This is a genomic window from Streptomyces sp. NPDC052101 (genome assembly GCF_040680235.1).
In the GTDB taxonomy this organism is placed as follows: Bacteria; Actinomycetota; Actinomycetes; order Streptomycetales; family Streptomycetaceae; genus Streptomyces.
Window position 1 is genome coordinate 1 of the sequence record NZ_JBFAWH010000042.1, and the last position, 24,261, is coordinate 24,261.

The 24,261-nt window shown below is 74.2% G+C and carries 19 protein-coding genes and 1 pseudogene; 8 read left to right on the forward strand and 12 right to left on the reverse strand.

Annotated elements, in window-relative coordinates; genetic code table 11:
- Both AB0L75_RS38785 and AB0L75_RS38790 read left to right on the forward strand, forming a co-directional pair.
- Window positions 1-840: FAD-dependent oxidoreductase (locus AB0L75_RS38785; RefSeq protein ID WP_365190854.1), on the forward strand; the 840-nt coding region annotated here is incomplete at its 5' end.
- 259 nt (window positions 841-1,099) lie between these two features.
- Window positions 1,100-2,335 carry an FAD-dependent oxidoreductase gene (locus AB0L75_RS38790; protein WP_365190856.1) on the forward strand — a complete coding sequence of 412 codons (1,236 nt, stop codon included), beginning with the start codon at window positions 1,100-1,102 and terminating at the stop codon, window positions 2,333-2,335.
- Here AB0L75_RS38790 and AB0L75_RS38795 read toward each other — a convergent pair.
- The 7 genes from AB0L75_RS38795 to AB0L75_RS38825 all read right to left on the reverse strand — a co-directional run bounded on the left by AB0L75_RS38795 (window position 2,271) and on the right by AB0L75_RS38825 (window position 7,905).
- A complete protein-coding gene (locus AB0L75_RS38795) occupies window positions 2,271-3,239 on the reverse strand; it encodes an NAD(P)-dependent oxidoreductase (protein WP_365190857.1) in 969 nt (322 codons plus the stop codon). The genes AB0L75_RS38790 and AB0L75_RS38795 overlap by 65 nt on opposite strands.
- Window positions 3,236-4,255: a cytochrome P450 gene (locus AB0L75_RS38800; protein ID WP_365190858.1), complete on the reverse strand. Its 1,020-nt coding sequence runs from the start codon at window positions 4,253-4,255 to the stop codon at window positions 3,236-3,238. The genes AB0L75_RS38795 and AB0L75_RS38800 overlap by 4 nt, the downstream gene beginning before the upstream one ends.
- 114 nt (window positions 4,256-4,369) lie before the next feature.
- On the reverse strand, window positions 4,370-4,639 hold the full coding sequence (locus tag AB0L75_RS38805; protein WP_365190860.1) for a hypothetical protein: 270 nt from the start codon (window positions 4,637-4,639) through the stop codon (window positions 4,370-4,372).
- 261 nt (window positions 4,640-4,900) lie between these two features.
- On the reverse strand, window positions 4,901-5,509 hold the full coding sequence (locus AB0L75_RS38810; RefSeq protein WP_365190861.1) for a 3-oxoacyl-[acyl-carrier-protein] synthase III C-terminal domain-containing protein: 609 nt from the start codon (window positions 5,507-5,509) through the stop codon (window positions 4,901-4,903).
- A complete protein-coding gene (locus AB0L75_RS38815; RefSeq protein ID WP_365190862.1) occupies window positions 5,506-5,907 on the reverse strand; it encodes a hypothetical protein in 402 nt (133 codons plus the stop codon). Before AB0L75_RS38815 ends, AB0L75_RS38810 begins: the two co-directional genes overlap by 4 nt.
- Window positions 5,908-6,051: 144 nt before the next feature.
- Window positions 6,052-6,816, reverse strand: coding sequence for a crotonase/enoyl-CoA hydratase family protein (locus AB0L75_RS38820; RefSeq protein ID WP_365190863.1), 765 nt, complete (start codon window positions 6,814-6,816; stop codon window positions 6,052-6,054).
- A gap of 39 nt (window positions 6,817-6,855) precedes the next feature.
- Complete coding sequence (locus AB0L75_RS38825) at window positions 6,856-7,905, reverse strand: lysylphosphatidylglycerol synthase transmembrane domain-containing protein (protein ID WP_365190864.1); 1,050 nt, start codon at window positions 7,903-7,905, stop codon at window positions 6,856-6,858.
- 102 nt (window positions 7,906-8,007) lie between these two features.
- Between AB0L75_RS38825 and AB0L75_RS38830 the strand changes: the two genes are divergently transcribed.
- From AB0L75_RS38830 to AB0L75_RS38855, 6 genes and pseudogenes are all read left to right on the forward strand, one after another.
- A complete protein-coding gene (locus AB0L75_RS38830) occupies window positions 8,008-9,885 on the forward strand; it encodes an ABC transporter ATP-binding protein (RefSeq protein WP_365190911.1) in 1,878 nt (625 codons plus the stop codon).
- 167 nt (window positions 9,886-10,052) lie between these two features.
- On the forward strand, window positions 10,053-11,405 hold the full coding sequence (locus AB0L75_RS38835) for a lectin (protein ID WP_365190866.1): 1,353 nt from the start codon (window positions 10,053-10,055) through the stop codon (window positions 11,403-11,405).
- A 119-nt stretch (window positions 11,406-11,524) separates the two neighbouring features.
- Complete coding sequence (locus AB0L75_RS38840) at window positions 11,525-13,651, forward strand: RICIN domain-containing protein (RefSeq protein WP_365190913.1); 2,127 nt, start codon at window positions 11,525-11,527, stop codon at window positions 13,649-13,651.
- 48 nt (window positions 13,652-13,699) lie between these two features.
- Window positions 13,700-13,855 (forward strand): annotated as a pseudogene (locus AB0L75_RS38845) (oxidoreductase); the annotation flags it as partial.
- A 4-nt stretch (window positions 13,856-13,859) separates the two neighbouring features.
- Complete coding sequence (locus AB0L75_RS38850; protein WP_365190867.1) at window positions 13,860-15,656, forward strand: molybdopterin cofactor-binding domain-containing protein; 1,797 nt, start codon at window positions 13,860-13,862, stop codon at window positions 15,654-15,656.
- A gap of 2 nt (window positions 15,657-15,658) precedes the next feature.
- Entirely contained in the window at window positions 15,659-18,031 is a 2,373-nt protein-coding gene (locus tag AB0L75_RS38855; RefSeq protein WP_365190868.1) for a glycosyl hydrolase family 65 protein, read from the forward strand.
- Between the two features lie 9 nt (window positions 18,032-18,040).
- Here AB0L75_RS38855 and AB0L75_RS38860 read toward each other — a convergent pair whose 3' ends face one another.
- The 5 genes from AB0L75_RS38860 to AB0L75_RS38880 are packed head-to-tail and all read right to left on the reverse strand — an operon-like array spanning window position 18,041 to window position 24,131.
- Window positions 18,041-18,574, reverse strand: coding sequence for a hypothetical protein (locus tag AB0L75_RS38860; protein ID WP_365190870.1), 534 nt, complete (start codon window positions 18,572-18,574; stop codon window positions 18,041-18,043).
- Window positions 18,571-19,746: a hypothetical protein gene (locus tag AB0L75_RS38865; protein ID WP_365190872.1), complete on the reverse strand. Its 1,176-nt coding sequence runs from the start codon at window positions 19,744-19,746 to the stop codon at window positions 18,571-18,573. Before AB0L75_RS38865 ends, AB0L75_RS38860 begins: the two co-directional genes overlap by 4 nt.
- Window positions 19,747-19,796: 50 nt before the next feature.
- Window positions 19,797-21,977, reverse strand: a complete 2,181-nt coding sequence (locus tag AB0L75_RS38870; RefSeq protein WP_365190873.1) for a hypothetical protein — start codon at window positions 21,975-21,977, stop codon at window positions 19,797-19,799.
- Entirely contained in the window at window positions 21,974-23,050 is a 1,077-nt protein-coding gene (locus AB0L75_RS38875; RefSeq protein ID WP_365190874.1) for a hypothetical protein, read from the reverse strand. The genes AB0L75_RS38870 and AB0L75_RS38875 overlap by 4 nt, the downstream gene beginning before the upstream one ends.
- Window positions 23,051-23,063: 13 nt before the next feature.
- Complete coding sequence (locus tag AB0L75_RS38880; protein ID WP_365190875.1) at window positions 23,064-24,131, reverse strand: hypothetical protein; 1,068 nt, start codon at window positions 24,129-24,131, stop codon at window positions 23,064-23,066.
- Between the last annotated feature and the right edge of the window lie 130 nt (window positions 24,132-24,261).

Here is a 24,261-nt window from a genome sequence, read left to right on the forward strand (position 1 = left end):
AGTCACACACCGCACGGCCACCGCCTGACCACCTCCCGCGGCACCCTGCACGCCCGTCACCTCGTCAACGCGGCCGGACTGCACGCCGACACCGTCGACCGGCTGCTCGGCCACGAGGACTTCGCCGTCACCCCGCGCCGCGGCCAGCTCCTCGTGTACGACAAGCTCGCCCGCCCGCTCGTGCGGCACATCCTGCTGCCCGTCCCGACCGCCCTCGGCAAGGGCGTCCTGGTCGCGCCCACCGTCTACGGCAACGTCCTGCTCGGGCCCACCGCCGAGGACCTGGACGACAAGCGGGCCACCGGCTCCACAGCCGACGGCCTCGCCGGCCTCCGGGACCAGGGCCGCCGCATCCTGCCCGCTCTCCTCGACGAGGAGGTCACCGCCGTCTACGCCGGGCTGCGCGCGGCCACCGGCCAGGAGGACTACCGGATCGCCGCCCACCCCGAGCAGGCGTACATCACCGTCGGCGGCATCCGCTCCACCGGCCTGACCGCGTCCATGGCCATCGCCGCCCATGTCACCGGCCTGCTGGCTGCCACCGGGCTCGACCTCGGCCCGGTGCGCGAGCCGGACCCGGTGACCATGCCCAACCTCGGCGAGGCCTTCCCGCGCCCCTACCAGCGGCCCGAACTCATCGCCGCCGACCCCGAGTACGGCACCCTCGTCTGCCACTGCGAGCGCGTCTCCCGCGGCGAGATCCGCGACGCCCTCACCACGACGATCCCACCCCGCACCCTGGACGCCCTACGCCGCCGCACCCGCGCCCGCGCGGGCCGCTGCCAGGGGTTCTACTGCGGGGCGACGGTACGGGACCTGTTCGAGAGGGGGCGAGCGTGACGGGGACGACGCCGCCGGATGCGAGGGGGACCGTGCCGGGCGTGTCGGGAACGAGGCCGGGCGGGAATGGGGCGGCGCTGGACGCGAGGGAATTCGGGCAGGGCAGGCCGGGCGCGGGGGCGGGCGTGACGGGGGCCGTGCCGGGCAGGGCGGGCGCGGGGGCCGCGTCGGATGTGACGGGAACGGGGCTGGGCGGGGCGGGAGTTGTGCCGGGCGTGACGGGAACCGGGGCGGGCCGGGTGGGAAACCGGGGGCGGGTGTGACGGCTTCTCGGTCTGTGGACGTTCTTGTCGTCGGCGGCGGTCCCGCCGGGCTCGCCGCCGCCGCGCGGCTGGCGGCCGCCGGTGCCGGGCGCGTGGAGGTGCTGGAGCGGGAGGCGGCGGCCGGCGGAGTGCCGCGGCACTGCGCGCACGGCGGCTTCGGCACATGGACCCGCCCGCTGACCGGGCCCCGCTACGCCCTCCTGCTGACGGAGGCCGCCGACCGGGCGGGCGCGGCGATCCGGACCGGGGTGACGGCGCTCGACTGGGGGACGGCGGGACCGGTGCTCACCGCCGTAGGTCCCGCCGGAGCGGAGACCATCGAGGCGCGGGCCGTCGTGCTGGCCACCGGCGCCCGCGAACGTCCGCGCGCCGCCCGGCTGGTGCCCGGCAGCCGCTCCGCCGGTGTCTACACCACCGGTGAACTCCAGCAGGCCGTCCACCTGTTCGGGCAGCACATCGGCACCCGCGCGGTCGTCGTCGGCGCCGAGCGGGTCTCCTACGCGGCGGCCGACACCGTGCGCACGGCCGGCGCCGAGGTCGTCGCCCTGGTCACCGAGCACCCCCGCGCGCAGACCGGCGGGGTCCGCGCCCATGCGGCCCGGCTGGGGCAGCGCATCCCGCTGCTGACGGACACCACCGTCACCGAACTCCTCGGCCACGGACGCCTGTCCGGGGTCCGCGTCCGCCACCGCGACGGCCGTACGGCCGTACTGGCCTGCGACACCGTCGTCTTCACCGGGGACTTCGTCCCCGACCACGAATGCGCCCGCCGCGGCGGCCTCACCCTGGACCCCGGCACCCGCGGCCCGGCCGTCGACGGCTCCCTGCGCACCTCGCGCCCCGGGGTGTTCGCCGCCGGGAACGTCCTGCACGCCGTCGAACCCGCCGCCACCGCGGCCCGCGAGGGCGCCCGGGCGGCAGCGGCCGTCCTCGGCTTCCTGGCCGCGGGCCCCGCCCGGCCCGCACCCGCGGTCCCGCTCGCCGTCGAGCCGCCGCTGCGCTGGATCGCCCCGAACCGCCTCACGTCCGCGGCCCGGCCCGAGCACTACCTCCTGCGCACCGAAGTCCCGCTGTCCCGCACCGTCCTGTACGTCCGCCAGGACGGCCGCCTGCTGCACCGCGAGCGACTCGGCCCCTGCACCGCCCTGCCCCACCGCACCCTGACCCTCACCGCCCGCTGGCACGACCGCGCCGACCCCGAGGGGGGCGAGGTGCGGGTGAGCGTGGACTGAACGACTGCCCCCGGATGTAGTCCTCAAGGGTGCGACCGCCTGTCCACCCTTGGGACTCGGCCCTGGACACGTCCAGGACGATGGAGCGGGCCAGCTGGTCGACCGCGTAACGGGTGAGGTGCGGCTCGGTGTGCGGACACAGCCGGGCCAGCGCCTGGGCCGCACCTGCGGCGGCGTGGGCGACTGCCGGGGGAAGGTGGCGGATCCGCGTCCGTACACCGTGGGCACGCAGGACCGCCCGTATCGCCCGGTCCCGGTCGTAGGGCGCCGGATCGGCGATGTTGTAGGCGCCCGGCGGCCAGGAGGCGGCGGCGAGGCACGCCTCGGCGAGATTCTCCACGGCCGTCAGGCTGAGGCGGACGCTCGGCCCGGGCAGCAGGAGCAGGCCGCCGCGGACGCGGGACAGCAGCCGCGGCACCAGATGGGGATCCCCACTGCCGTAGACCGCCCGGGGGCGCAGCACCACGGCACCGGCGTCGAGCGCCAGTGCCTCACCGGCGGCCTTGGTGCGGCCGTACGCGTTCAGCTGGCCGCGGACCGGGTGGTCCTCGGTGATGCGGGCCCGGCCGGGGCCGGGCGCGTACACGCTGGCGCTGCTCACCCACACCACCGGCCGGCCGGCGGCGGCCCGAAGGAGCCGCGCCGTGCCGTCGACGTTGACCGCGCGCATCGCGACCGCGGCGGCGGAGCCGGGCACCGAGTCGCCGACCGCCGCCGCACAGTGCACGACGAGGTCGGCGCCGGCGAGGTCCGGCACCTCGCGGGCGGCGTCCCACGGTATGTGCCGGCCGACCGGGCCGGGGCGGCGCCCCACACACAGCACCTCGGCACCCCGGGCGGCGGCCATGGCCGCGACATGGGAGCCGCAGAAGCCGCTCGCCCCGGTGACGGCGATCGTGGTCATCGGCCCTCCTGGGGGCGGGTGGTGGCGCGGACGGTGAGGGAACGCCAGCCGGGCAGCGCCGCGGTCCGGTCGACGCGGGCCCGCACGATGACGGGCCGGTGGGCGGCCAGGGCGGCAAGGGTGTCGTCGAGCTGCGCGCGGGCCAGCCGCGCGCCGGGACAGGCGTGGGGTCCGGCGCCGAAGACGAGCTGGGCCACGCCGGGCGGCGCGGGCTTTCGGGCGTCCGGAGGATCGGCGTGGGCGCGGGCGGCGTGCCGCGCCACCAGGATCAGCCGGTCCCCCGCCCGCACCGGGCACCCGTCCAGGACGGCGCCGGCGGCCGCCGCGCGCGGCAGCAGCGGGGAGGGGGCGATCACCCGCAGCAGTTCGCCCACCAGGGCCGGCCGGAGCCGGTCGTCGGCCGCCTGGTCCCACAAGGCCGCGTCGGCACACCAGGCGGCCGCGCGCGGGAGGGCTGCCACCGTGGTGTTGACGGCGGCGACCGCCAGCATCGCCCGCAGGGCCCTCTCCCCGGCCTCGCCGGGGGCGTCCTGGGCGAGCAGGGCCTCCAGCCGCGCCGTCGCCACGGCCGCGGCCCGCGCGGCACCGGGCGGCCGGGTACCCGGCAGATGGTCGCGCACGGCGGCGGCCGCGGCGCGCGCGGCCGCCTCGGCGACACCCTCCGGGTCCCCGCCCGTACCGAGCAGCGCACAGACGGTGGCCCCGGCCAGTTCGCGTGCCAGCGGCACGAGGTCGACGGTGCGGCCCACGGAGAGCGGGGCCAGACGATGCTCCAGCACCTCGCGCCACACCGGGCGCAGCCGCTCCACCCCGGCCGCGCCGAGACCTTCGGCCACCGCGCGCCGGGCGGTGCGGTGACCGGTGCCCTCCTGATCGAACAGCGCCCCGCCGGCGGACAACTCCCGCGCGGCGCCGCCGGTGGTACCGGCCGCCACGCGGTCCAGTGGGACACCGGTGAGGGCGGCACGGTACGCCTCGCTGCCGTGCACCAGCACCGTGCCCCCGAGCCGCGTCACGGGCCAGGTGGCGGGCGAGGGCGAGCAGCGTGAACAGCACGGGTTGGGAGCGGGCGTACACGCGCCGGTCGCGGCGGCGGGCCGCCCGGACGCCGGGCGGGACGGGCCTGGTGGTCATCGCACGTGCACCTCGCTCGCGTCGGCGGGGCGGTAGCGGCGGTCCCAGCACCACAGAAGAGTCCGGTGCGCTCCCCACGCGCGCAGGCGACGCAGGCTGGTGTGCACGACCATGTGCTCGGCCCGTGCGATCCGGTCGCTGTGCTCGCGCGCCCGGTTGAGGACGACCACGTCCTCGGGCGGCCCCTGAAGCGGTACCCGGGGCGTGCCCCCGCAGCGCAGGTACAGGTCGGCCGTGACGGCGAGGTTGTGGCCGTGGCACAGCACGTAGGGCGTGCGGTAGCGCGGATGACGGTGTTCCCTGCGGTGGCGGCCGTACAGCGCGGTCGTCCGGATCAGCGCCGGCAGCAGATACCGCTCGGCGAGCGAGGGATGCTCGTCCTGGCGCGGAACGCTTCGGCCGCAGGCCAGCTCCCGTCCGCGTCCGAACTCCGCGCGCGCAGCCGCGATCCAGTCGCGGGCGAGGGCACCGTGTGGCGCCGATCCGCCCCGCCTCCTGGTGCGCGGGCACCACCACCCACAGGGCGCTCACGCCTTCTCCCAGACCATCGTCATGAGGCTGACCCCACCGCCGAGGCCCACGAACAGCACGCGCTCGCCGGGCCGCAGCCGCTCGTGGACGAGGTCGAGCTGCACGCCCAAGGTGGCGCTGGCCATGTTGCCCAGTTCAGGGACCGTGACGACGAGCCGGTCCCGGGGAATGCCGGTCAGCTCCACGAACCGCTCCAGATAGGGCACGGTGACCTGGTGCACCAGGATGTGCCGGAAGTCGGCCCAGGCCAGCCCGGTGCGCCGCCGCATCCGGTCGAGCGCGGACGTGCCGATCTTCTCGAAGACCTCGCGCAACTCGGTCCCGTCACCGTGGAAGTACGTGTGCTCGTCGCCGCGAGGGTGCCGCGAACCGCCACCGAAGATCCCGCCGACGGACCAGTGCTCCGAGTGCGTCTCGGTGTCCACGTCGAGGATGCCGCCCCGCTCCACCGCCTCCAGCACCACCGCGGCTCCCGCGTCACCGAAGGTGTAGCCGGCGAAACCGTCCCGGAACTGGCCGGGGCCGCGAGGGGCGTGCCGCACGGACCGGCTCGGGGTCTCCCCGGTGACCACCAGAGCCCGGCGGGCCCGGCCGGACAGGATCATGCCCGCGCCGTGTCGATGCCGTTGACGAAGCTGTTGCACGCGTTCGTCACATCCAACGCATGTGCCCGGGAGCCCAGTTCGGCCTGGACGACATGGGCGGTCGCCGATTCGACCATGTCCCGCGTGGCGGAGGCGAAGACCAGCAGGTCCACGTCGTAGGGGGCCAACCCGGCCCGGGCCAGCGCGGTGCGTGCCGCCCGCACCGCGAGCGTCGAGGCGTACTCGCCCTCCGCCACGGCACGGCGCGAGGTGATCCCGGTGACCCGTTCGAGCATCCGCGCCGGCAACCGCAGCCCCGACGCCGCGGTGATCCGCTGCTGCAGGTACTCGGACGTCACCTCGCGCTCCGGCAGGCAGGACGCCACCGCGGTGATGCCCGCCCGGAGTACCGGTCCCACAGTGTGGTCTGTGTATGTGCCGTGGACGCTACGAGCCGCCCGGACGGCCTGCCTGAGCACCCGTACTCAACCGGCCTGAGTAGACGGCCCCGCGCGCCTGCGCCCGGCTGCCCGAGGAGCGAGGACGGCAGCGGGCCGCGCGGTTCACAGGTCCGAGAACGACCCGTGCCGTCCGGCCCCGGAGGCGAACCGGGCGGCGCCCGCCGCGCTCTGTCCCAGTACGTCCATGCCGTACCGGAGTTCACCGCGCAGCGCCGCCTCCTCGTCCAGTCCCTCCTGGTCGAGGACCGACGCGCGGTCGCTGCGCAGGCAGGCCTGCGGGAAGCGGGCGATGTCCGCCGCCAGTGCCTCGGCCTCGGCACGGGCGTGTCCCGTCGGCACCACGCGGCTCACCAGCCCGATCTCGTACGCCTCGCGGGCCGGGACCGGACGGCCGGTGAGGATCATGTCCAGGGCCCGGCCGGTGCCGATCAGCCGGGGCAGCCGTACCGTGCCGCCGTCGATCAGCGGCACGCCCCAGCGGCGGCAGAACACCCCGAACACGGCGTCCTCCTCGGCGACCCGCAGATCGCACCACAGGGCCAGTTCCAGACCGCCCGCCACCGCGTGCCCGGCGACGGCGGCGATCACCGGTTTCGACAGCCGCATCCGCGTCGGCCCCATCGGACCGTCGCCGTCCTCGGCGACCCGGTTGCCGCGTTCCGTGCCGATCGCCTTCAGGTCCGCCCCCGCGCAGAACGTGCCGCCCTCGCCCCACAGCACCGCCACCCGGGCTGTTTCGTCCTCCTCGAACTCCCTGAAGGTGGCGGCGAGTTCGGCCGCCGTAGGGCCGTCCACCGCGTTGCGGGCCGCCGGCCGGGACAGGACGACGGTGGTGACGTACTCCTTGCGCTCCACGTGCACCGGCATGGGTGCCCCTCCTTCTGTGGTCCGGAAGGCCACTGTGCCTCAGATGACCTTGAAGCGGACCAGCGCCCCCAGCGTCAACGCGCCCGGCACCAGCGGCACCCAGACCGTGATGATGCGGTAGGCCAGGACCACCGCCGTGGCGACCGCGGCCGGGCCGCCCACCGCGACCAGGGCCACGATCAGCGCCGCCTCCACCGAACCCAGGCCGCCCGGTGTGGGCACCAACGCCACCGCGACGGTGGCCGCGAGATAGGCGAGCGCCATGTGCGCGGCCGGCACCGGCAGCCGCAGCGCCTGGCCCACCGCGGCGAGACCGGCCGCCTGCAGCGCGGGGAAGGCCAGCGAGCCGCCCCACAGGGCGAGGGCGCGGGCCGGCCGGGTGTGCACCGACCGGGCCTCGCCGAGGGCGTCCCGCACGAACGCGGTCACCCGCCGGCGCAGCGGTCGCACCACGGCCACGACGGCCGCCGCCACCGTCAGCAGGCCCGCCGCGCCCAGCAGCAGCGGGAGCGCCGAGCCGTCCGGCAGCAGGGGACCGAGCCGCAGCGCGTCGGGGAAGGCGAGCAGCAGCGCGGCCAGCAGACCGAGCCGGCCCACGGACTCGGCCAGCAGATACAGGGCGAGCGCGGCCGAGGAGCGGGCGAGCGGGACCCCGCACACGGTCATGAAGCGCAGGTTCACCGCGCCCGCGCCGAGACCGGTGGGCAGCAGATGGTTGGCCGAGGCCGCCGCGAACTGGGTGGCGAGCAGCCGCGCCTTCGGCAACGGCTGCACCACCGCACCCTGCCGGGTGACCGCGGCGGCCACCCAGGTCAGGCAGGTGGTGCCGGCCGCCGCGAGCAGCCACGGCCAGGAGGCGGTGCGCAGCTGGGCGAAGCCCTCGGCGAGCAGGGCGCGGTCGCGCACGGCGACCGCGCCGACGAGCACGAGCGGCACCAGGCACAGCACCTGGCGGACGGGGACGCGACGGGGGAGTCGTCCCCGGGGCCCTGGGGGAAGCGGGACGGCAGTCACATCCGCAGAGGTTTTCCGCGCCGTCCCAACGGAGGATGGCGGATGCGGGGACGGCGGCTTACAGGCTGCGGTCATCGGGGCCTTCGGGGGGTCGGGCCGGGGGGAAGCCGGTGCGGGTGAAATGAGACGGACATTGACCTCAACGAAGCTTGAGGTTCTACGTTCTCTCCCATGAGCATGGAGACCACCGCATGGACGCAGCTGCACAGCGTCATGAACGCACAGTCCGAGCGCCGACCGTTCGCCCGCGCCACGCTGCGCCGGATCGCCGCCTTCGCCCGCCCGCACCGCGCGGGCATCGTCCGGTTCGTGCTGCTCGGGGTGGTGACGGCACTGCTCGCCGTGGCCACTCCCGTGCTCGCCGGCCGCGTCGTCGACGCGATCGTGGCGGGGCACGACTCCGGCAGGGTCGTCCGGCTCTCCCTGCTCATCGCGCTCGTCGCGCTCGCCGAGGCGGGGCTCGGCATCCTCGGCCGGCGGCTGTCGGCGACGCTCGGGGAGGGACTCATCCTCGACCTCAGAACGGCTGTGTTCGATCATGTGCAGCGCATGCCCGTCGCGTTCTTCACACGGACTCGTACGGGAGCGCTGGTCAGCCGTCTCAACAACGATGTGATCGGCGCCCAGCGGGCCTTCGCCAACACCCTCTCGGGCGTGGTGAGCAACCTCGTCACGCTGGTGCTCACCCTCGCGGTGATGCTCACGCTGTCCTGGCAGATCACCCTGCTCGCGCTGGTACTGCTGCCGGTGTTCGTGCTGCCCGCCCGCCGCATGGGCACCCGGATGGCCCGTATGCAGCGGGAGGCGGCGGCGCTGAACGCGGCCATGGGCACCCGGATGACCGAGCGGTTCTCCGCCCCCGGCGCCACCCTGGTCAAGCTGTTCGGCCGGCCCGAGGAGGAGTCGGCCGAGTTCGCGGCCCGCGCCGTCCGCGTCCGGGACATCGGCGTGCGCACCGCGACCGCGCAGTCGGTGTTCATCACCTCCCTCACCCTGGTCTCCGCCCTCGCGCTCGCCCTCGTCTACGGCCTCGGCGGCTGGTTCGCGCTGCACGGCACCCTGCGGGCGGGCTCGGTCGTCTCGCTCTCCCTGCTGCTGACCCGGATGTACGCCCCGCTCACGGCGCTGGCCGGGGCCCGGGTCGAGGTGATGAGCGCCCTGGTCAGCTTCGAGCGGGTCTTCGAGGTGCTGGACCTCAAGCCGCTCATCGAGGAGAAGCCGGACGCCCGCGAGGTGCCCGAGGGTCCGGTCGCCGTCGAGTTCGACGACGTCCGCTTCTCCTACCCGGCCGCCGACCAGGTCTCCCTCGCCTCCCTGGAGGAGGTCGCCGCCCTCGACACCCGCGGCGGCTCCGAGGTCCTGCACGGCATCTCCTTCCGCGCCGAACCCGGCGAGACCGTGGCCCTCGTCGGCTCCTCCGGCGCCGGCAAGTCCACCATCGCCCAGCTGCTGCCGCGCCTGTACGACGTCGACGCGGGCGCCGTCCGCATCGGCGGGGTCGACGTGCGCGACCTGACCGCCGCCGCGCTGCGCGGCACCCTCGGACTGGTCACCCAGGACGGCCACCTCTTCCACGACACCGTCCGCGCCAACCTCCTGCTCGCCCGGCCCGACGCCGCGGACGAGGACCTCTGGGACGCGCTCGGCCGGGCCCGGCTCGCCGAGGTCGTACGGGCCCTGCCGGACGGCCTGGACACGGTCGTCGGCGAGCGGGGCTACCGCCTCTCCGGCGGTGAGCGCCAGCGGATGACCATCGCCCGGCTGCTGCTGGCCCGGCAGCGCGTGGTCATCCTCGACGAGGCCACCGCCCATCTGGACAACACCTCCGAGGCGGCCGTCCAGGAGGCCCTCACCGAGGCCCTGGAGGGCCGTACGGCCGTGGTGATCGCCCACCGGCTGTCGACCGTCCGGGCCGCCGACCAGATCCTGGTCGTCGAGGCCGGCCGGATCGTGGAACGCGGCACGCACGAGGAGCTGCTGGCGGCGGACGGCCGGTACGCCGAGCTGCACCGCACGCAGTTCACCGAGCGGGACGACGAGGTCGCCTCGGCCTGAGACCGAGGGGGTGGGCTGCGGCGGGGTTTGTTGCCCACCCCCTTGACGCGAGTGGTCCGGACCTTTAACTTCACGCCTTAATCAAAGACTCTGGACGCACTCAACACCCAGTCGCCACACGCCTGTTGGGCCGCGTCCGCACCCCCCACGCGAAAGGCTCGCCCCGCATGGCCAGACCGCTCCCCGCAGCCCTCTGCCTCGCCGTCCTGTCCCTCTCCGCCGGCCTGCTCAGCGCCGCCCCCGCCCAGGCCGCCACGGGCGCCGTCACCGGGCTCGCCGGCAAGTGCCTCGACGTCGCCGGCGCCCACTCCGCCGACGGCACGCCCGTCCAGCTCTACGACTGCAACGGCACCGGCGCCCAGCAGTGGACGGTCGGCGCCGACGGCACCATCCGCGCCCTGGGCAAGTGCCTGGACGTGACGGGCGGTTCGACCGCCGACGGAGCGAAGGTGCAGCTGTGGAGCTGTACCGGCGGCGCGAACCAGAGATGGACCGTCACCGCCGCCCACGACATCGTCAACCCGCAGGCGAACAAGTGCCTGGACGTCACCGGCAACAACTCCGCCGACGGCACCAGGATCCAGATCTGGAGCTGCGGCGGCGGAGCCAATCAGAAGTGGACCGCACCCGCGGCCGACGGCGGCACCACCCCGTCCGCGCCGATGGCCGTCGCGCCGTATCTGTACAACGGCTGGGGCAGCCCGCCGGACCCCGCCACCATCACCCGGGCCACGGGCGTGAAGTGGTTCACGCTCGCCTTCGTGCTCAGCAACGGCCACTGCGACCCGCGGTGGGACGGCAGCCGCCCGCTGACCGGCGGGGCCGACCAGCAGACCGTGGACACCGTGCGGGCCGACGGCGGCGACGTGATCCCGTCCTTCGGCGGCTACAGCGGCAACAAGCTGGAGAGTTCCTGCTCCAGCGCCGGCGAACTCGCCGCCGCCTACCAGAAGGTGATAGGTGCCTACGGCCTGAAGGCGATCGACATCGAGGCCGACGCCTACAGCAGCGCGACCGTGCAGCAGCGGACCGTGGACGCGCTGAAGACGGTGAAGGCGAACAACCCCGGCCTGAAGGTGTACATCACCATCGGCACCGGGCAGTCCGGCCCCGACACCAGCCTCATCGACCGGGCCGCCTCCTCCGGGCTGACCGTGGACGCCTGGGCCATCATGCCGTTCGACTTCGGCGGCGCCGGACAGAACATGGGCGACCTCACCACGCGGGCCGCCGAGGGACTGAAGAACGCGCTGAGGACCGCGTACGGCTACAGCGACGACCAGGCCTACCGGGACATGGGCATCTCGTCGATGAACGGCATCACCGACGACAACGAGACGGTGACGGTCGACGACTTCCGGACCATCCTCGGCTACGCGCAGGCCCACCACCTCGCCCGGCTCACCTTCTGGTCCGCCAACCGCGACCGGCCGTGCACCGGCGGCCCCGCCGACAGCTGCTCCGGCGTCTCCCAGTCCGACTGGGACTACACCCGCGTCCTCGCCGGCTACACCGGCTGAACCCCCGGCCCCCGAAGGAGAACCCCGTGCTCGCCCTCTTCCGCCGCCGCAGATCCACCACGGTCGCCCTGGCCGCCGCCGCCGCGGCCGCCGCACTGCTCACCACGGCCCCCACGCCCCTGCTCGGCGCCGCGCCCGCGCACGCCGCCACGGCCCGGGCCGCCGCACTGCCCACCGGTCTCGCCACCGTCATCGACGCCGCGAGCGGCAAGTGCCTGGACGCCAAGGCCGCGGCCACCGCCAACGGCACCGTCGTCCAGCAGTACGCGTGCAACGGCACCACGGCCCAGCAGTGGCGCTTCACCGACGCCGGCAACGGCTACGTCCACATCGACAACGGCAACGACACCAGCAAGGCCGTGGACGTCACCGACGTCTCCACCGCCGACAATGCGCCGATCCAGCTGTGGAGTTACGGCGGCGGCGCCAATCAGCAGTGGCAGGCCGTGGACGACGGCGGCGGCGCCTTCCACTTCGTCAACAGGAACAGCGGCAAGTGCCTGGACGATCCGGGCGCCTCGCTCGCCGACAGCACGCGGTTCGCGCAGTACACCTGCAACGGCACCGCCGCCCAGCGCTTCCAGGTGGTCCCCGTGACCCAGTCCGCGAGCGACCCCGACCTCGGCCCGAACGTCGTCGTCTTCGACCCGTCGATGTCGTCCTCGACCATCCAGAGCAAGCTGGACGCGATCTTCAAGCAGCAGGAGACCAACCAGTTCGGCGCCCAGCGCTACGCCGTCCTGTTCAAGCCCGGCGCCTACAGCGCGGACGTCAACGTCGGCTTCTACACCCAGGTGCTGGGCCTCGGCCTGACCCCGGACGCGGTCTCCGTCAACGGCGCCGTGCACGCCGAGGCCGACTGGTTCCAGGGCAACGCCACGCAGAACTTCTGGCGCGGCGCCGAGAACCTCTCCGTCAACCCGGCGGGCGGCAGCGACCGCTGGGCGGTCTCGCAGGCGGCGCCGTACCGCCGGATGCATCTGCGCGGCAACCTCGCCCTGGACGACGGCGGCTGGTCCTCCGGCGGCTACCTCGCCGACAGCAAGGTCGACGGGCAGGTCGACTCCGGCAGCCAGCAGCAGTGGATGACCCGCAACTCCCAGCTCGGCAGCTGGACCGGGTCCAACTGGAACATGGTCTTCACCGGCAGCCAGGGCGTGCCGTCCACCACCTTCCCCAAACCGCCGTACACCACCGTCGCGCAGAGCCCGGTCACCCGCGAGAAGCCGTTCCTGTACGTCGACGGCTCCGGGAACTACCAGGTGTTCGTGCCGTCGGTGCGCTCCGACACCACGGGCACCAGCTGGGGGAGCGGCAGCCCGGCCGGCGGTTCCCTGCCGCTGAGCCAGTTCTACGTCGTCAAGCCCGGCGCCACCGCCGCCCAGATCAACGCGGCCCTCGCGGCAGGACAGAACCTGCTCGTCACGCCCGGTGTCTACCACCTCGACCAGACGCTGAAGGTGACCCGCCGCGACACGGTCGTCCTCGGCCTCGGCCTCGCCACCTTCGTCCCGGACAACGGCATCACCGCGATGACCGTCGGCGACGTCGACGGCGTCAAGATCGCCGGTCTGCTCTTCGACGCCGGCACCACCAGCTCGAAGACCCTGGTCGAGGTCGGGCCGGCCGGCTCCACCGCCTCCCACGCGGCCGACCCGACCTCCCTGCACGACGTCTACTTCCGTATCGGCGGCGCCGGCGTCGGCAAGGCGGCCACCAGCCTCGTCGTCAACAGCGCCGACGTCATCGGCGACCACATGTGGATCTGGCGCGCCGACCACGGCAGCGGCGTCGGCTGGACCAGCAACACCGCCGACACCGGACTCGTCGTCAATGGGAACGACGTGACCATGTACGGCCTGTTCGTGGAGCACTTCCAGAAGTACCAGGTGATCTGGAACGGCAACGGCGGCCGCACCTACTTCTTCCAGAACGAGATGCCCTACGACCCGCCGAACCAGTCCGCCTGGATGAACGGCTCCACGAAGGGCTACGCCGCCTACAAGGTCGCCGACTCGGTCACCAGCCACCAGGCGTACGGCCTCGGCAGCTACTGCTACTTCAACGCCGACCCCGGCGTGAGTGCCGACCGTGCCATCGAGGCGCCGAACAACGCGAACGTCGACTTCACCAGCATGGTCACCGTCTCCCTGGGCGGCACCGGCACCATCAGCCACGTCATCGACGACACCGGAGGCCCGTCGAACTCCTCGGCCAACGTGGCCGACCTCGTCCGCTATCCGTGAGAGAAGCGGGCCCCGCGCACGTGTGAGGCGCCGTCGCCCGGATACGCGGATCTCGGCCTCACCGGGTCGAAGAAGGGCTGCGACCACGGCCAGTGCGGTGCCTGCACCGTGCCGGCCGCCGGCCGCCGCCTCGACAACTGCACACCGGGGCAGATCTGCTCCGTCGTGGGCATGATCGCCGAGGCCGCCGCGGGCCATCCCTCTCAGGTTGAGCGGCAATCTGTGCCGCTGCGGCGCCCTCGAGGAGCTGCCCGACGGCTCGCTGTGCGTCGGCGCCACCGTCCGCAACAGCGACCTGGCGGCCGACCCCCGCGTCCGCTACCCGGCGCTGTCCCAGGCACTGCTCGCGGGCGCCTCGGGACAGCCGCGCAACGCCGCCACCACCGGCGGCAACCCGCTCCAGCGCACCCGCTGCCCCTACTTCCAGAGCCTGGACAAACCCTGCAACAAACGCGAGCCCGGCAGCGGCTGCGGCGCCCGGGACGGAACCCACCCGTCCGACCTGGCCGTCGCCCTCGCCGCGCCCGTCGCCCAGGTGGAGCTGTATGTGCTGCTCCCGGCCGCGACCGCCGGTGTCCCCTCCGCCTACCGCAAGGCCCGCGACGGGCGTCGTACGCCTTCGCGCTCCGGGTCACGGACGGCGCGGTCGACCGTGTGGGGGTGGCCTTCGGAGGCTCGCCCACCGGCCCTGGCGGGCCCGGCACGCCGAGCCGCTGCGGGACAACGTCTACAAGGTGCCCCTCGCCCGCAATCTCGCCCTGGACGTCCCGGGCGACGCCCCGCCCGGCAGGAGGCCACGCTCGCCGTCGTGCAGGGCCCTGACGTGCCGCACCGGGGCTGGTGCGTGTCCCTGGCCGTCGCCGACACCCCGGAGGCGGCCCGTGAGGCGGCTCGGGCGGTCCGCGTCACCTGTACGGCCCAACCCCACGACGTCGGTCTGGATCCCGGCCACCCGGACGCCTACGAGCCCGAGGAGGCCAACGCCGGCTACCCGGGCCGGGTCGAGCACGGCGAGCCGGAGGCCGCCTACGCCGCCGCCGACGTCCGCGTCGACGTCACCTACCGGGTGCCGCCGCTGCACAATCACCCCATGGAGCCGCACACCAGCACCGTGCACTGGGACGGGGACCGGCTCACCGTGTACACCTCCAGCCGGAGCGGTACGACCGTTGCGCTGCCCGAGGACCGGATCACGGTCGTCTGCGAGTATGTCGGCGGCGGCTTCGGCGCCAAGGGCACCCCGCGCCCCGACGTCGTCCTCGCCGCGCGCCCGGACGGCCGGCTCACCGCCCTGCCGCACGAGGCGACCACCCACGCCTGTCGGGTGAAGGAGTTCGTCGAGCAGGCCGCGGTGCCCGCCCGCATCATGTACGACACGGCGACCCTGCCCAGCCCGTCCTGGACGCGCGCCCCCGGTGAGGCGCCCGGCATGGACCCGGTGGAGCCGCGCATCCGCAACGAACCCGAGCGGGAGCCGGACAGCGGCAAGCCCTTCAGCAGCCGGCACCTCGTGGAGTGCCTGCGCGAGGGCGCCCACCGATTCGGCTGGGCCGAGCGCGGTCCGCGCCCCCGCTCCCGCCGCGAGGGCCCGCTGCTCATCGGCACCGGCGTCGCCGCGGCCACCTACCCGGCCTCGGCAGTCCCGGCCACCGCGACCGCCCTCGCCCTGCCCGACGGCACCTTCACCGTCCGGATCAACGCCACCGACATCGGCACCGGGGCCCGTACCGTCCTCGCCCGGATCGCCGCCGACGCCCTCGGCGTGCACGAGGCCTGCGCCGAACTGGCGTCCCGGCTCACCGCGCACACCGGAGTGCTGCCCGCCGACGGCATCGAGACCCACGCCGACACCACGGGGGAGGCCGACGCCGACAGCCCCTGCACCCGGCACACCTTCGGCGACTTCACCGAGGCCGACCTCGCCTCCTACCACGTGCCCGCGCACGCCGACGTCCCCGCCGTCGAGGCCGACCGGATCCTCGCCGGCCTGCTGTCCGAGGGCTGAACGTGACGGGGCCGACCTGGGAGTACGACGGCTACCGGCCCGAGGAGGAGCGACTGCGGGAGTCGCTGTGCACCCTGGGCAACGGCTACTTCGCCACCCGCGGAGCGCTGCCCGAGTGCACCGCGGACGACGTCCACTACCCGGGCACCTACGCGGCCGGCTGCTACGACCGGCTCACCTCCGAGGTCGCCGAGCGCCGGGTCGAGAACGAGGACATGGTCAACCTGCCCAACTGGCTGCCGCTGCGCTTCCGTCCCGCGGGCGGCGCCTGGCTCACCCCGGACACCGCCCCCGTCACCGAGCACCACCAGGTTCTCCACCTCGACCCCGGCCTGCTGGAGCGCCGTACCGGCTACGGCCTGCCCGACGGCGCCACCCTCCATGTGCGCCAGCTGCGTCTCGTCCACATGGCCGAACCGCATCTCGCCGCGCTGCGCACGGAGTTCACCGTCGAGGGCGGCGAGGTCGACCTGGAGGTGGAGGCCGCGCTCGACGGACGGGTCACCAACTCCGGTGTGGCCCGCTACCGGGACCTGGACGGCCGGCACCTCACCCAGGTGCAGACCGGCACCACCGCCGCACCCGGCACGGTCTGGCTGCGCTGCCACACCCGTACCTCCCGCATCGAATGCGGCCTCGCCGCCCGGCTGACGGCCGACGCGCCGGTGACGGCGGTGTACGAGCCGGAGCGGGCCGTCCAGCACATCAGAGTGCGTCCGGCGCCCGGCCGCACCGTCACCGTCGACAAGACCGTCGCGCTGTACACCTCGCACGACCCCGCCATCGGCGACCCGCTGGACGCGGCCCTCGACCACGTCGGCGCCGCCCCGGACTTCGACGCGCTGCGCGAGGCCCACGCCACGGCCTGGGAGCAGCTGTGGCGGCGCACGGTATTGGAGGTCCCCGGCGAGGCGGGCAGCATCCTGCGCCTGCACCTGTTCCATGTGCTGCAGACCCTCTCCCCGCACACGGCCGACCTCGACGTCGGCGTCCCCGCCCGCGGACTGCACGGCGAGGCCTACCGCGGCCATGTCTTCTGGGACGAACTCTTCGTCCTGCCCTACCTCAACCTGCACCTGCCCGAGGTCTCCCGCGCACTGCTCCACTACCGGCACCGGCGGCTGGAGGCCGCCTGCCACGCGGCCCGGGAACTCGGCCGGCGCGGCGCGCTCTACCCGTGGCAGAGCGGCAGCGACGGCCGCGAGGAGGCCCAGCAACTGCACCTCAACCCGCGCTCCGGCCACTGGCTGCCTGACCACTCCCGGCTCCAGCACCACGTCGGCTCGGCGGTGGCCTACAACATCTGGCAGTACTGCGAGGCGACCGGCGACATCGACTTCCTGCACGGCGAGGGCGCCGAGATGCTGCTGCACATCGCCCGCTTCTGGGCGGACTCGGCCCGCTACGACCCCCACCTCGGCCGGTACCGCATCCGCGGCGTGGTCGGCCCCGACGAATACCACGACGCCTACCCCGGCGCCGCGGCACCGGGCCTGGACGACAACGCGTACACGAACGTCACCGCGGTCTGGGTGCTCGCCCGCACCCTGGAGCTGCTGACCGCCCTGCCCGAGCCGCGCCGCCGCGAACTCACCGAGAGCGCCGACCTGGAGGAGGACGAGCCGGCCCGCTGGGAGGAGATCTCCCGCACCCTCCATGTGCCCTTCCACGACGGGGTGATCAGCCAGTTCCAGGGCTACGGCGACCTCGCCGAACTGGACTGGCACGGCTACCGCACCCGCTACGACGACATCCGGCGCCTGGACCGGATCCTGGAGGCGGAGGGCGACACCGTCAACCGGTACAAGGCCTCCAAGCAGGCCGACGTCCTGATGCTCGGCTATCTCTTCTCGGCGTCCGAGCTCCGCTCCCTCTTCCACCGGCTGGGCTACCGCCTCGACGAGCCGACCTGGAGCGCGACCGTCGACCACTATCTGCACCGCACCAGCCACGGCTCCACCCTCAGCGGCCTGGTCCACGGCTGGGTCCTGGCCCGCGCCCGCCGCGCCGACGCCTGGGCCTTCGTCCAGGAGGCGCTGCGCGGCGACATCGCCGACCTGCAGGGCGGCACCACCGGCGAGGGCATCCACCTCGGCGCCATGGCCGGCACCCTCGACCTGGTCCAGCGCGGGCTGACCGGCCTGGAGACCCGCGGCGGCGCGCTGTGCCTCGACCCGGTCCCGCTGCCCGAACTCTCCTCCTACGGCTTCTCCATCCGCTACCACGGCCACTGGGGCGTCCACCTGCGCCTGCGCAGCAGCCTCCTGGAGATCGCCGTACCGTCCTCCGACCGCGCCCTCATCGACGTCTGCCTGCGCGACCGGGTGGTACCGGTGGGACCGGGTGAAACGGCACGCCTCGCGGTCCCCGAGTGACCCGCGCCGTCAGCTCTCGTCGTCCGAGGAGTGGCACCGCTTCGGGAACGAGGTGTCGCCGTCGGGCGTGGCGAGGAAGAAGACGTCGATCCTGACCTGGCCGGACGGCCCGCCCTTCCAGTAGCCCCGCTTGGGGGCGTGCCTGAAGAGGGAGAACCCGCCGGTGATCTGGGAGTTGACCTTGTCGGCGGCGTCCTGGCCCGGCTGCGGATCCGGCGCCGTACCGAAGGCGAGCACAAAACCCGCCGTACGGTCCGCCACCCCGGCCCCGCTGAGCTGCTTGCCGAGCTGCTGCCGTACGGACGCGTCGCTGCCCGTCCGCACGGTGAAGCTGCACGGCTTGAGCACCAGCCCGCGCTCCGCCGCCTGGGTGCTCGGCGGCGGGCTGGACGGCGCGCTGGGCCTCGGTGCCGTCCCCGTCCGCTGCTCGCGCGGCAGCGAGCCGAGGGCGATGACGAGCAGCAGCAGAAGCAGATCGGCGAAGAGCCACCCGGCGAGCAGCACGGTGCGCCCGGCGGCCGCCTGCGGCGGCCGGCCGCTCACGGCCGGCCCCGGTACGGCGGCGGGTCGGCGTTGTCCAGCCCGCCGGACGGGAGATGACCGGCGCGGCTGTCGAGCCGGTCCACGAGCTGCCAGATGCCCCGGGTGGAGTCGACCAGGTTCTCCGCCCGCTCGGTGAAGACCAGCAGCGTCTCGCCGAGACTGCGGGCCAGGTCACGGACCGCGGCGACCGCGACATCGTGCCGGTGGATCTCCTGCCCGGTCGTCTCCTGGGCGCGCCGCAGATCGGCGACGAGCGTCTCGATCGCGGCGCGCAGCTTCGCCTCGTCCTCGGCGGACTGCTCCCGGATCCGGACCAGTTCCTGGGCCAGCTCGCTGGGCGGGATGAGTCCCCGGATCAGCCGGGTCAGTTCGTCGACCGTCTTCGTCCAGCCGTCCAGGGCGCTCTGGATCCTGCTGCCGGGACCGGTCTCCAGGACGGCCGTGATCTCCTCGGAGGTGCGGCGCAACGCCGATTCCAGTTGCTGCGTACCGGCGCCCAGCTGGGCGGCGAGCCGCTCCGCGCTACGGCTGTCCAGCGGCTTGCCGGCCGGCCGCGCGGGCGTGGCGAGCAGGAACGTGGCCAGGGCCAGCTCGGTGGCGAGCCGCCCGCGCTCCTCCTCGCGGGACAATCGCCGCTCCCGGCTGCGCTGCAGGGCGTGCAGCGCCAGGGTCAGTACGACGACGACCACGATGAGCAGCGTGACATGGAGCGCGGACGTGCCCAGTGTCACCGTGGTCGGCTCGGGCGGGCTGCCCTCGGGGAAGCCGCGGGCCCAGCCGAGCAGGAAGGGGTCCTTGCTGCGGGTGGCGTCGTAGGCGTCCAGGGCGCCGCGCAGCCGCCACCAGGTGAGCGCGATGGGCGCGAACACCAGGACGTCGCGGGCGACGCCGAGCCAGCCCTCCAGGCCGCCGCGGTCCTTCGAGGGCGGGTCCGGGAGCAGTACGTCGGGCGGGTAGGCGGCGACCAGATCGGTGCCGGCGAGCGTGGCACCGCCCCGTTCCAGGTCGGCGACGACATGGTCGAGGACCCGGGTGTCCGAGCCGTCGGCGCGGGCACGGCCGGCGAGGGCACGGATCCGCCCGGCGATGCGGTCGAGTTCCGGGTCGGAGCCGGTGCGCTGCGCGGGAACCGATCCGGGGTTCGGCGGTGTTGCCTCTTCAGTCGATGTCATGCGGCGTCATTCGTGTCGTCCGGCGGGCTGCGGGTAGGGAGCGGGGCGGGTCAGGGCATGGAGGTCAGCAGGACATAGCCGACCGCGCAGAGCATGACGAGGACGAGCGCGGTCACGAAGAACACGCTCACCCCGTCGAGTTGCCCGAGGCCCTCGAACCGGCCGGGGCGGTCGGCCGACGGTGCCTGCGGGCCGTCGTCGTCGTGCGGGTCCCGCGCACTCCAGCTCGGCCGGTGCGACACGGCGGGCGTCTCCCAGTGCCCGGGGTCCGGGTCGACACCGTGGGAGTGGTGTGCCGTCCCGGGGCCGGCGGCGGAACCAGGCGGCGGGGACGCGCCCGGGACGGCCGGCTCCGCCCACTCGGTGTGCCCGGACGCGGGGCGCGTCGCCGACGGCGAGGGCTGCGAGGAGCCCTGGTACGGCTGGTGCGAGCCGGTCCGTGACGAGGCCGTGGCCGGGCGCGTGCCGGGTCTGCCGAGCACCGGACCGCCCGGCCGGGGCCCGTACGCGGATCCCGCGCCGGGGCCCGCGTAGCCCTCCGCGCGGAGGAACTGCTGCGACAGTTCGTACCGGACCGGCTGCTCGGCCGTGCCGTCCGCGGCGAGTTCCAGAGCGGCGGCGTACAGCCCCAAGGGCGCCCGGACTCCCGCGCGTTGGACCAGGTCGTCTGCTGCGGCGCGGTCCAGCCGCGGGCCGTACGCGGCGAGGAGCAGATGGCGGAAGCAGTCGACCTCTGTCACACGGTCGTCGCCGGCGATGCGGTCCACCGGGTCGAGCAGCAGGCCGCGCTCGTACCACAGCCGCGCGACGGCCGGGCTCTGGCCGGCGTCACCGAGGTGGCACAGCACCAGGTGCATGGCCCGCGGGTGGTGGCCGGCATAGCGCTCGACGAGGTCCAGCAGCTCCTCCGCGGGGCTCGCGGCGAGCAGGTCGGCGTGGTCCAGCGCGTCGGCGGGCATCCGCAGGGCCAGGGCCACGATCAGTCGCCGCCGGTGCCCGGCCCGGGCCAGGTCCAGTCCACCGGGCGGCACCTGGCGGCCGAAGACACCGGCCACCACCGCGGGCTCGGGCTCCGCGTCCCGTGTCGCCTCCACCACCCCGTCGGGGGCCAGTTCGGCGAGGCATGCCTCCACGGCCTCGGCCATCAGCAGGTCCCGCAGCTCGGGGTGGCGCGCGGCCCGCCGCTCCAGGCGGTGCCAGCGGCGCAGCGCCGCGGTGAGCCACTGCTCGGACTGCTTCCTCAACTCGCCGACGAAACGCGCCCGTTCGGACAGCAGAGCACCCCGTGCGGCGGCCCGATCCAACAGGTCGTCGTCGAGGAAGACGTCCAGCCGCACGCGCGGTTCGGCGATCCTGCCGTCCACGATCGGCACCGACCGGCGCCAGCTCTCCGCATCGGCCGCGGAGTGCAGCGGGTGCCGCGGCCGGATCCGCTCCAGCGCCGCGTGTCCGGCCTCCCGGTACAGCTCCACGAGCTGGGCGGCGAACCGCGCGGTGTCCGTGTCGGGCGGTGCCTCGGCCAGGTCCACGCGCCGGCGCTGGTTGATGTACATCGACTGGGGCGGACGGGCGGCGAGGAACACCACCCGCGGCTGATGGTTGCCCTTGTCGGTGGACTCCCGGCTCGCGAAGGTCCAGGGCCGTCCGGAGACGGGCCCGGCGATGTCGAGCAGGGCCGTCATCGTGGGCAGCGCGAGCTGCGGCCGGGTGATGACGCTGAACTCCTCGCCGGGCTCGGCGAGCACGTGGGCGACGAGCGTGGCCAGCTGCTCGGCCGGGACCTCGGCGACCCGGTCGCGCAGCGCGGCCAGCCCGGGCCGCGCCGCCTCTTCGAGGTCGCCGAGGGCGAGCCTGGCAAGGCCTGTCCCGGTGCCGTCCGGTTCGCTGTCCCGCCAGCCCGGCCAGTCGTGCAGTCCGAGGGCGAGCCGGGCGTCGATCGCGCGTGGGTCGCCGACCAGGACATGGGTCAGGGTGGCGCCGCCCCGGCCGTCCGGGCCCAGGGAGGGCAGCTTGCGCAGCACGGCCGCCTCGTCGTCGAACACCAGGTGGACGAGGCTGGCGGTGTCCTCCGGCTGCTCGCCCTGGCCGTCCTGGGTGGCCCAGACGTACTGGAGCCGTTTGGCCCAGCGGTCGATGGTGCGCAGCCCGGAATGGGCGACGGGGCGGACCCCGGCGTTGCCTTCGTGGTCCCGTTCGGCCCAGCCGAAGAGGATCTGGTCGACCGTCGTCATCGGACAGCTCCCTGGCCGAGGTCGGTGGGGCCGAGGACCCCGCACATGGCGAAGAGGGCGAGCATGGGTTTGAGGGTGCGGCGGGGCGCGAAACTCCCGTGCGGGGAGCGCTGCACACCGTCCGCCTCGACCGCCTTGTGGCCGGTGGCGGTGGCGAAGTGCAGGGTGGAGCTGGCGCAGCGCACGAAGGGCGCGAGCCAGCCGCGGGCGCCGCGCGAGCTGAGGAACGCGTAGGCGTCCTCGCTCTCCTCCTCCACGGTGGCCAGCTGCAGCTCCTCGTCAGGGGCGGTGTTCTGGAACCAGCGGTCGACGAGCGGCTCGTGGTGCCGCAGCAGATCGCACTTGCCGATCACCACGGCGGCCGGCAGCGGCAGGAACTGGGAGCCGTCGACCCCGCGCAGCCGGCCGATCTTGTCCAGGACGACACGGAAGGACGGGTCGCCGAAGACGCCGCCCGTGGCCGCGGTCAGCCCGCGGATCCGGGTCGGGTCGACCACGAAGACCAGCGCGCTGACCGCGCCGAGGAAGGGCACCTCGGCGTCGTGGTCGGCGAGCCACTCGCCGGAGACGTCGAAGAAGGCGACGGCGAAGCTGCGTCCGGTGACGCTGTTGTGGATCCACAGGGCGTCGGTGAACTCCGGTGACTGGGCAGGGGTGCCGGCCAGGCCCTGCCCCTGGTCCAGGAAGGGGCGGACGACGTCCTTCAGATAGCGCTGGTGCAGTTTGAGGTCGAGTCCGCCGACGACCAGGCCGAGGCGGGCCATCCGGTCGACGTCGTCGAGCATGCCGAGCATGGCGGCGAGCAGATGGCTCTTGCCGGCGGCGGACTCGCCGACCACGCCGATCACCAGCGGTTCGCCGAAGTCGCCGTAGCGGCCGGGCAGGACGTGCGGTTCACCGCCGCCGGCGCACAGCCGGTAGGCGTCGAGCCGGCGGTGGTTCCAGCGCACGTCGTCCTCGCCGTCGAGCCGGACGAGCGGTTCGGGCCGGCCGTCGGCGTTGAGGGTGACGGTCTCGGCCTTGTCCCACTCGACCATGTCGAGGCAGATGGGGCACCTCACCCGTGCTGCCATGTCACTCCTCCTGTCAGGCCAGTGCCAGCACGGCGATCAGCGCACCGATGAGCGCGACGACCAGGACGACGGACACGACCACGGCCGGCTGCGGCCCGGTGCCGCGCACCGGCACGGGGCGGAAGAACGGATGGCCGGTGGCCGGGTCGTACTCCGGCCGCTGCGGCCAGCCGGAGGCGCGCTGTCGCTCGTTGAAGGCGTGCTGGCGGGCGCGCAGTTCACGGAAGCGCTGACGGGCCTGCTGTTCGAGATCGGAGGTCCGCTGCGGGCCGGTGACGCCCGGACCCGGGCCCGTGCTCCGGCCCGCCTGGGTGTCACGGCGCAGCCGCAGCGTGTAGCCGCTGACCCGCTGGCGCGCCTCGTCGGTGAAGACCCCCTCCAGCAGGGTGCGCAGGCTGGTGTCGAGCCAGCGCACCCGGTCGCGCATCTCCGCGGCGGTGGTGGCCTCCTCGCCGGTGGCGAGATGGAAGAGGACGGCACCCGCGGCGTACACGTCGTCCCGGCAGTCGGCCCGGCCCTGGCCGGTGGCCTGTTCCGGGGACCGCCAGGGGGCGGCTCCGGCCGGTCCGCCGCGCGGCTCGCCCTCGTCCACGGCGAGGCCGAAGTCGGCCAGCTGCACGGTGCTTCCGTCCCACCACAGGTTCTCGGGCCGGATGCCCCGGTGCACCAGCCGCAGGTCGCCCAGGTGCCGCAGTACGGCGAGGAGGCCGTCCGTGATCTTCCATAACTCGCCCGGCGGCAGCGGCAGTCGGCCGGCCGTCGCGGACAGGGGTGTGCCGCGCCGGGTGGCCACCAGGAAGGGCGCCCGGCCGTCCGGGCGGTAGCCGACGACGCGGCTCAGCTCAGGCGGGTAGGCGGTGACGCCGAGCCGGCGCACCAGCACGTCGGCCGTTCTGATGGTGCGCTCCAGCTCCCGGCGCGCCGTGTCGCTGAGGGCGATGCGCTGCACGACATGCTCGCCGCCGCCGTGCACCAGCAGTCCGCGGCGTTCCCGGAATCCGTCCCGGGCGCTTTCTCCCTGCTGATCAAAATCGATCTCGAAGATCGATTTCCCGGCTTCACGGCCACCACAGGTGATCATTTCCAGACGCTCGATCAAACCCGCCCCCGATAAGTGTGCTGCGGAATCCGAAACTACACCCGCGGAGCGTCACTGCGCGTACCCTTCTCACCAACGGCCTAGGAAGCAACGGTGGTTGGCTCGGGGGACG

Excerpts from the sequence above, each read along its gene's own strand:
- AB0L75_RS38795 (WP_365190857.1), bottom strand. The coding sequence starts at position 3,239 with ATGACCACGATCGCCGTCACCGGGGCGAGCGGCTTCTGCGGCTCCCAT.
- AB0L75_RS38810 (WP_365190861.1), bottom strand. The coding sequence starts at position 5,509 with ATGATCCTGTCCGGCCGGGCCCGCCGGGCTCTGGTGGTCACCGGGGAG.
- AB0L75_RS38820 (WP_365190863.1), bottom strand. The coding sequence starts at position 6,816 with ATGCCGGTGCACGTGGAGCGCAAGGAGTACGTCACCACCGTCGTCCTG.
- AB0L75_RS38825 (WP_365190864.1), bottom strand. The coding sequence starts at position 7,905 with ATGACCGCAGCCTGTAAGCCGCCGTCCCCGCATCCGCCATCCTCCGTT.
- AB0L75_RS38830 (WP_365190911.1), top strand. The coding sequence starts at position 8,008 with ATGGAGACCACCGCATGGACGCAGCTGCACAGCGTCATGAACGCACAG.
- AB0L75_RS38835 (WP_365190866.1), top strand. The coding sequence starts at position 10,053 with ATGGCCAGACCGCTCCCCGCAGCCCTCTGCCTCGCCGTCCTGTCCCTC.
- AB0L75_RS38865 (WP_365190872.1), bottom strand. The coding sequence starts at position 19,746 with ATGACATCGACTGAAGAGGCAACACCGCCGAACCCCGGATCGGTTCCC.
- AB0L75_RS38870 (WP_365190873.1), bottom strand. The coding sequence starts at position 21,977 with ATGACGACGGTCGACCAGATCCTCTTCGGCTGGGCCGAACGGGACCAC.
- AB0L75_RS38875 (WP_365190874.1), bottom strand. The coding sequence starts at position 23,050 with ATGGCAGCACGGGTGAGGTGCCCCATCTGCCTCGACATGGTCGAGTGG.
- AB0L75_RS38880 (WP_365190875.1), bottom strand. The coding sequence starts at position 24,131 with ATGATCACCTGTGGTGGCCGTGAAGCCGGGAAATCGATCTTCGAGATC.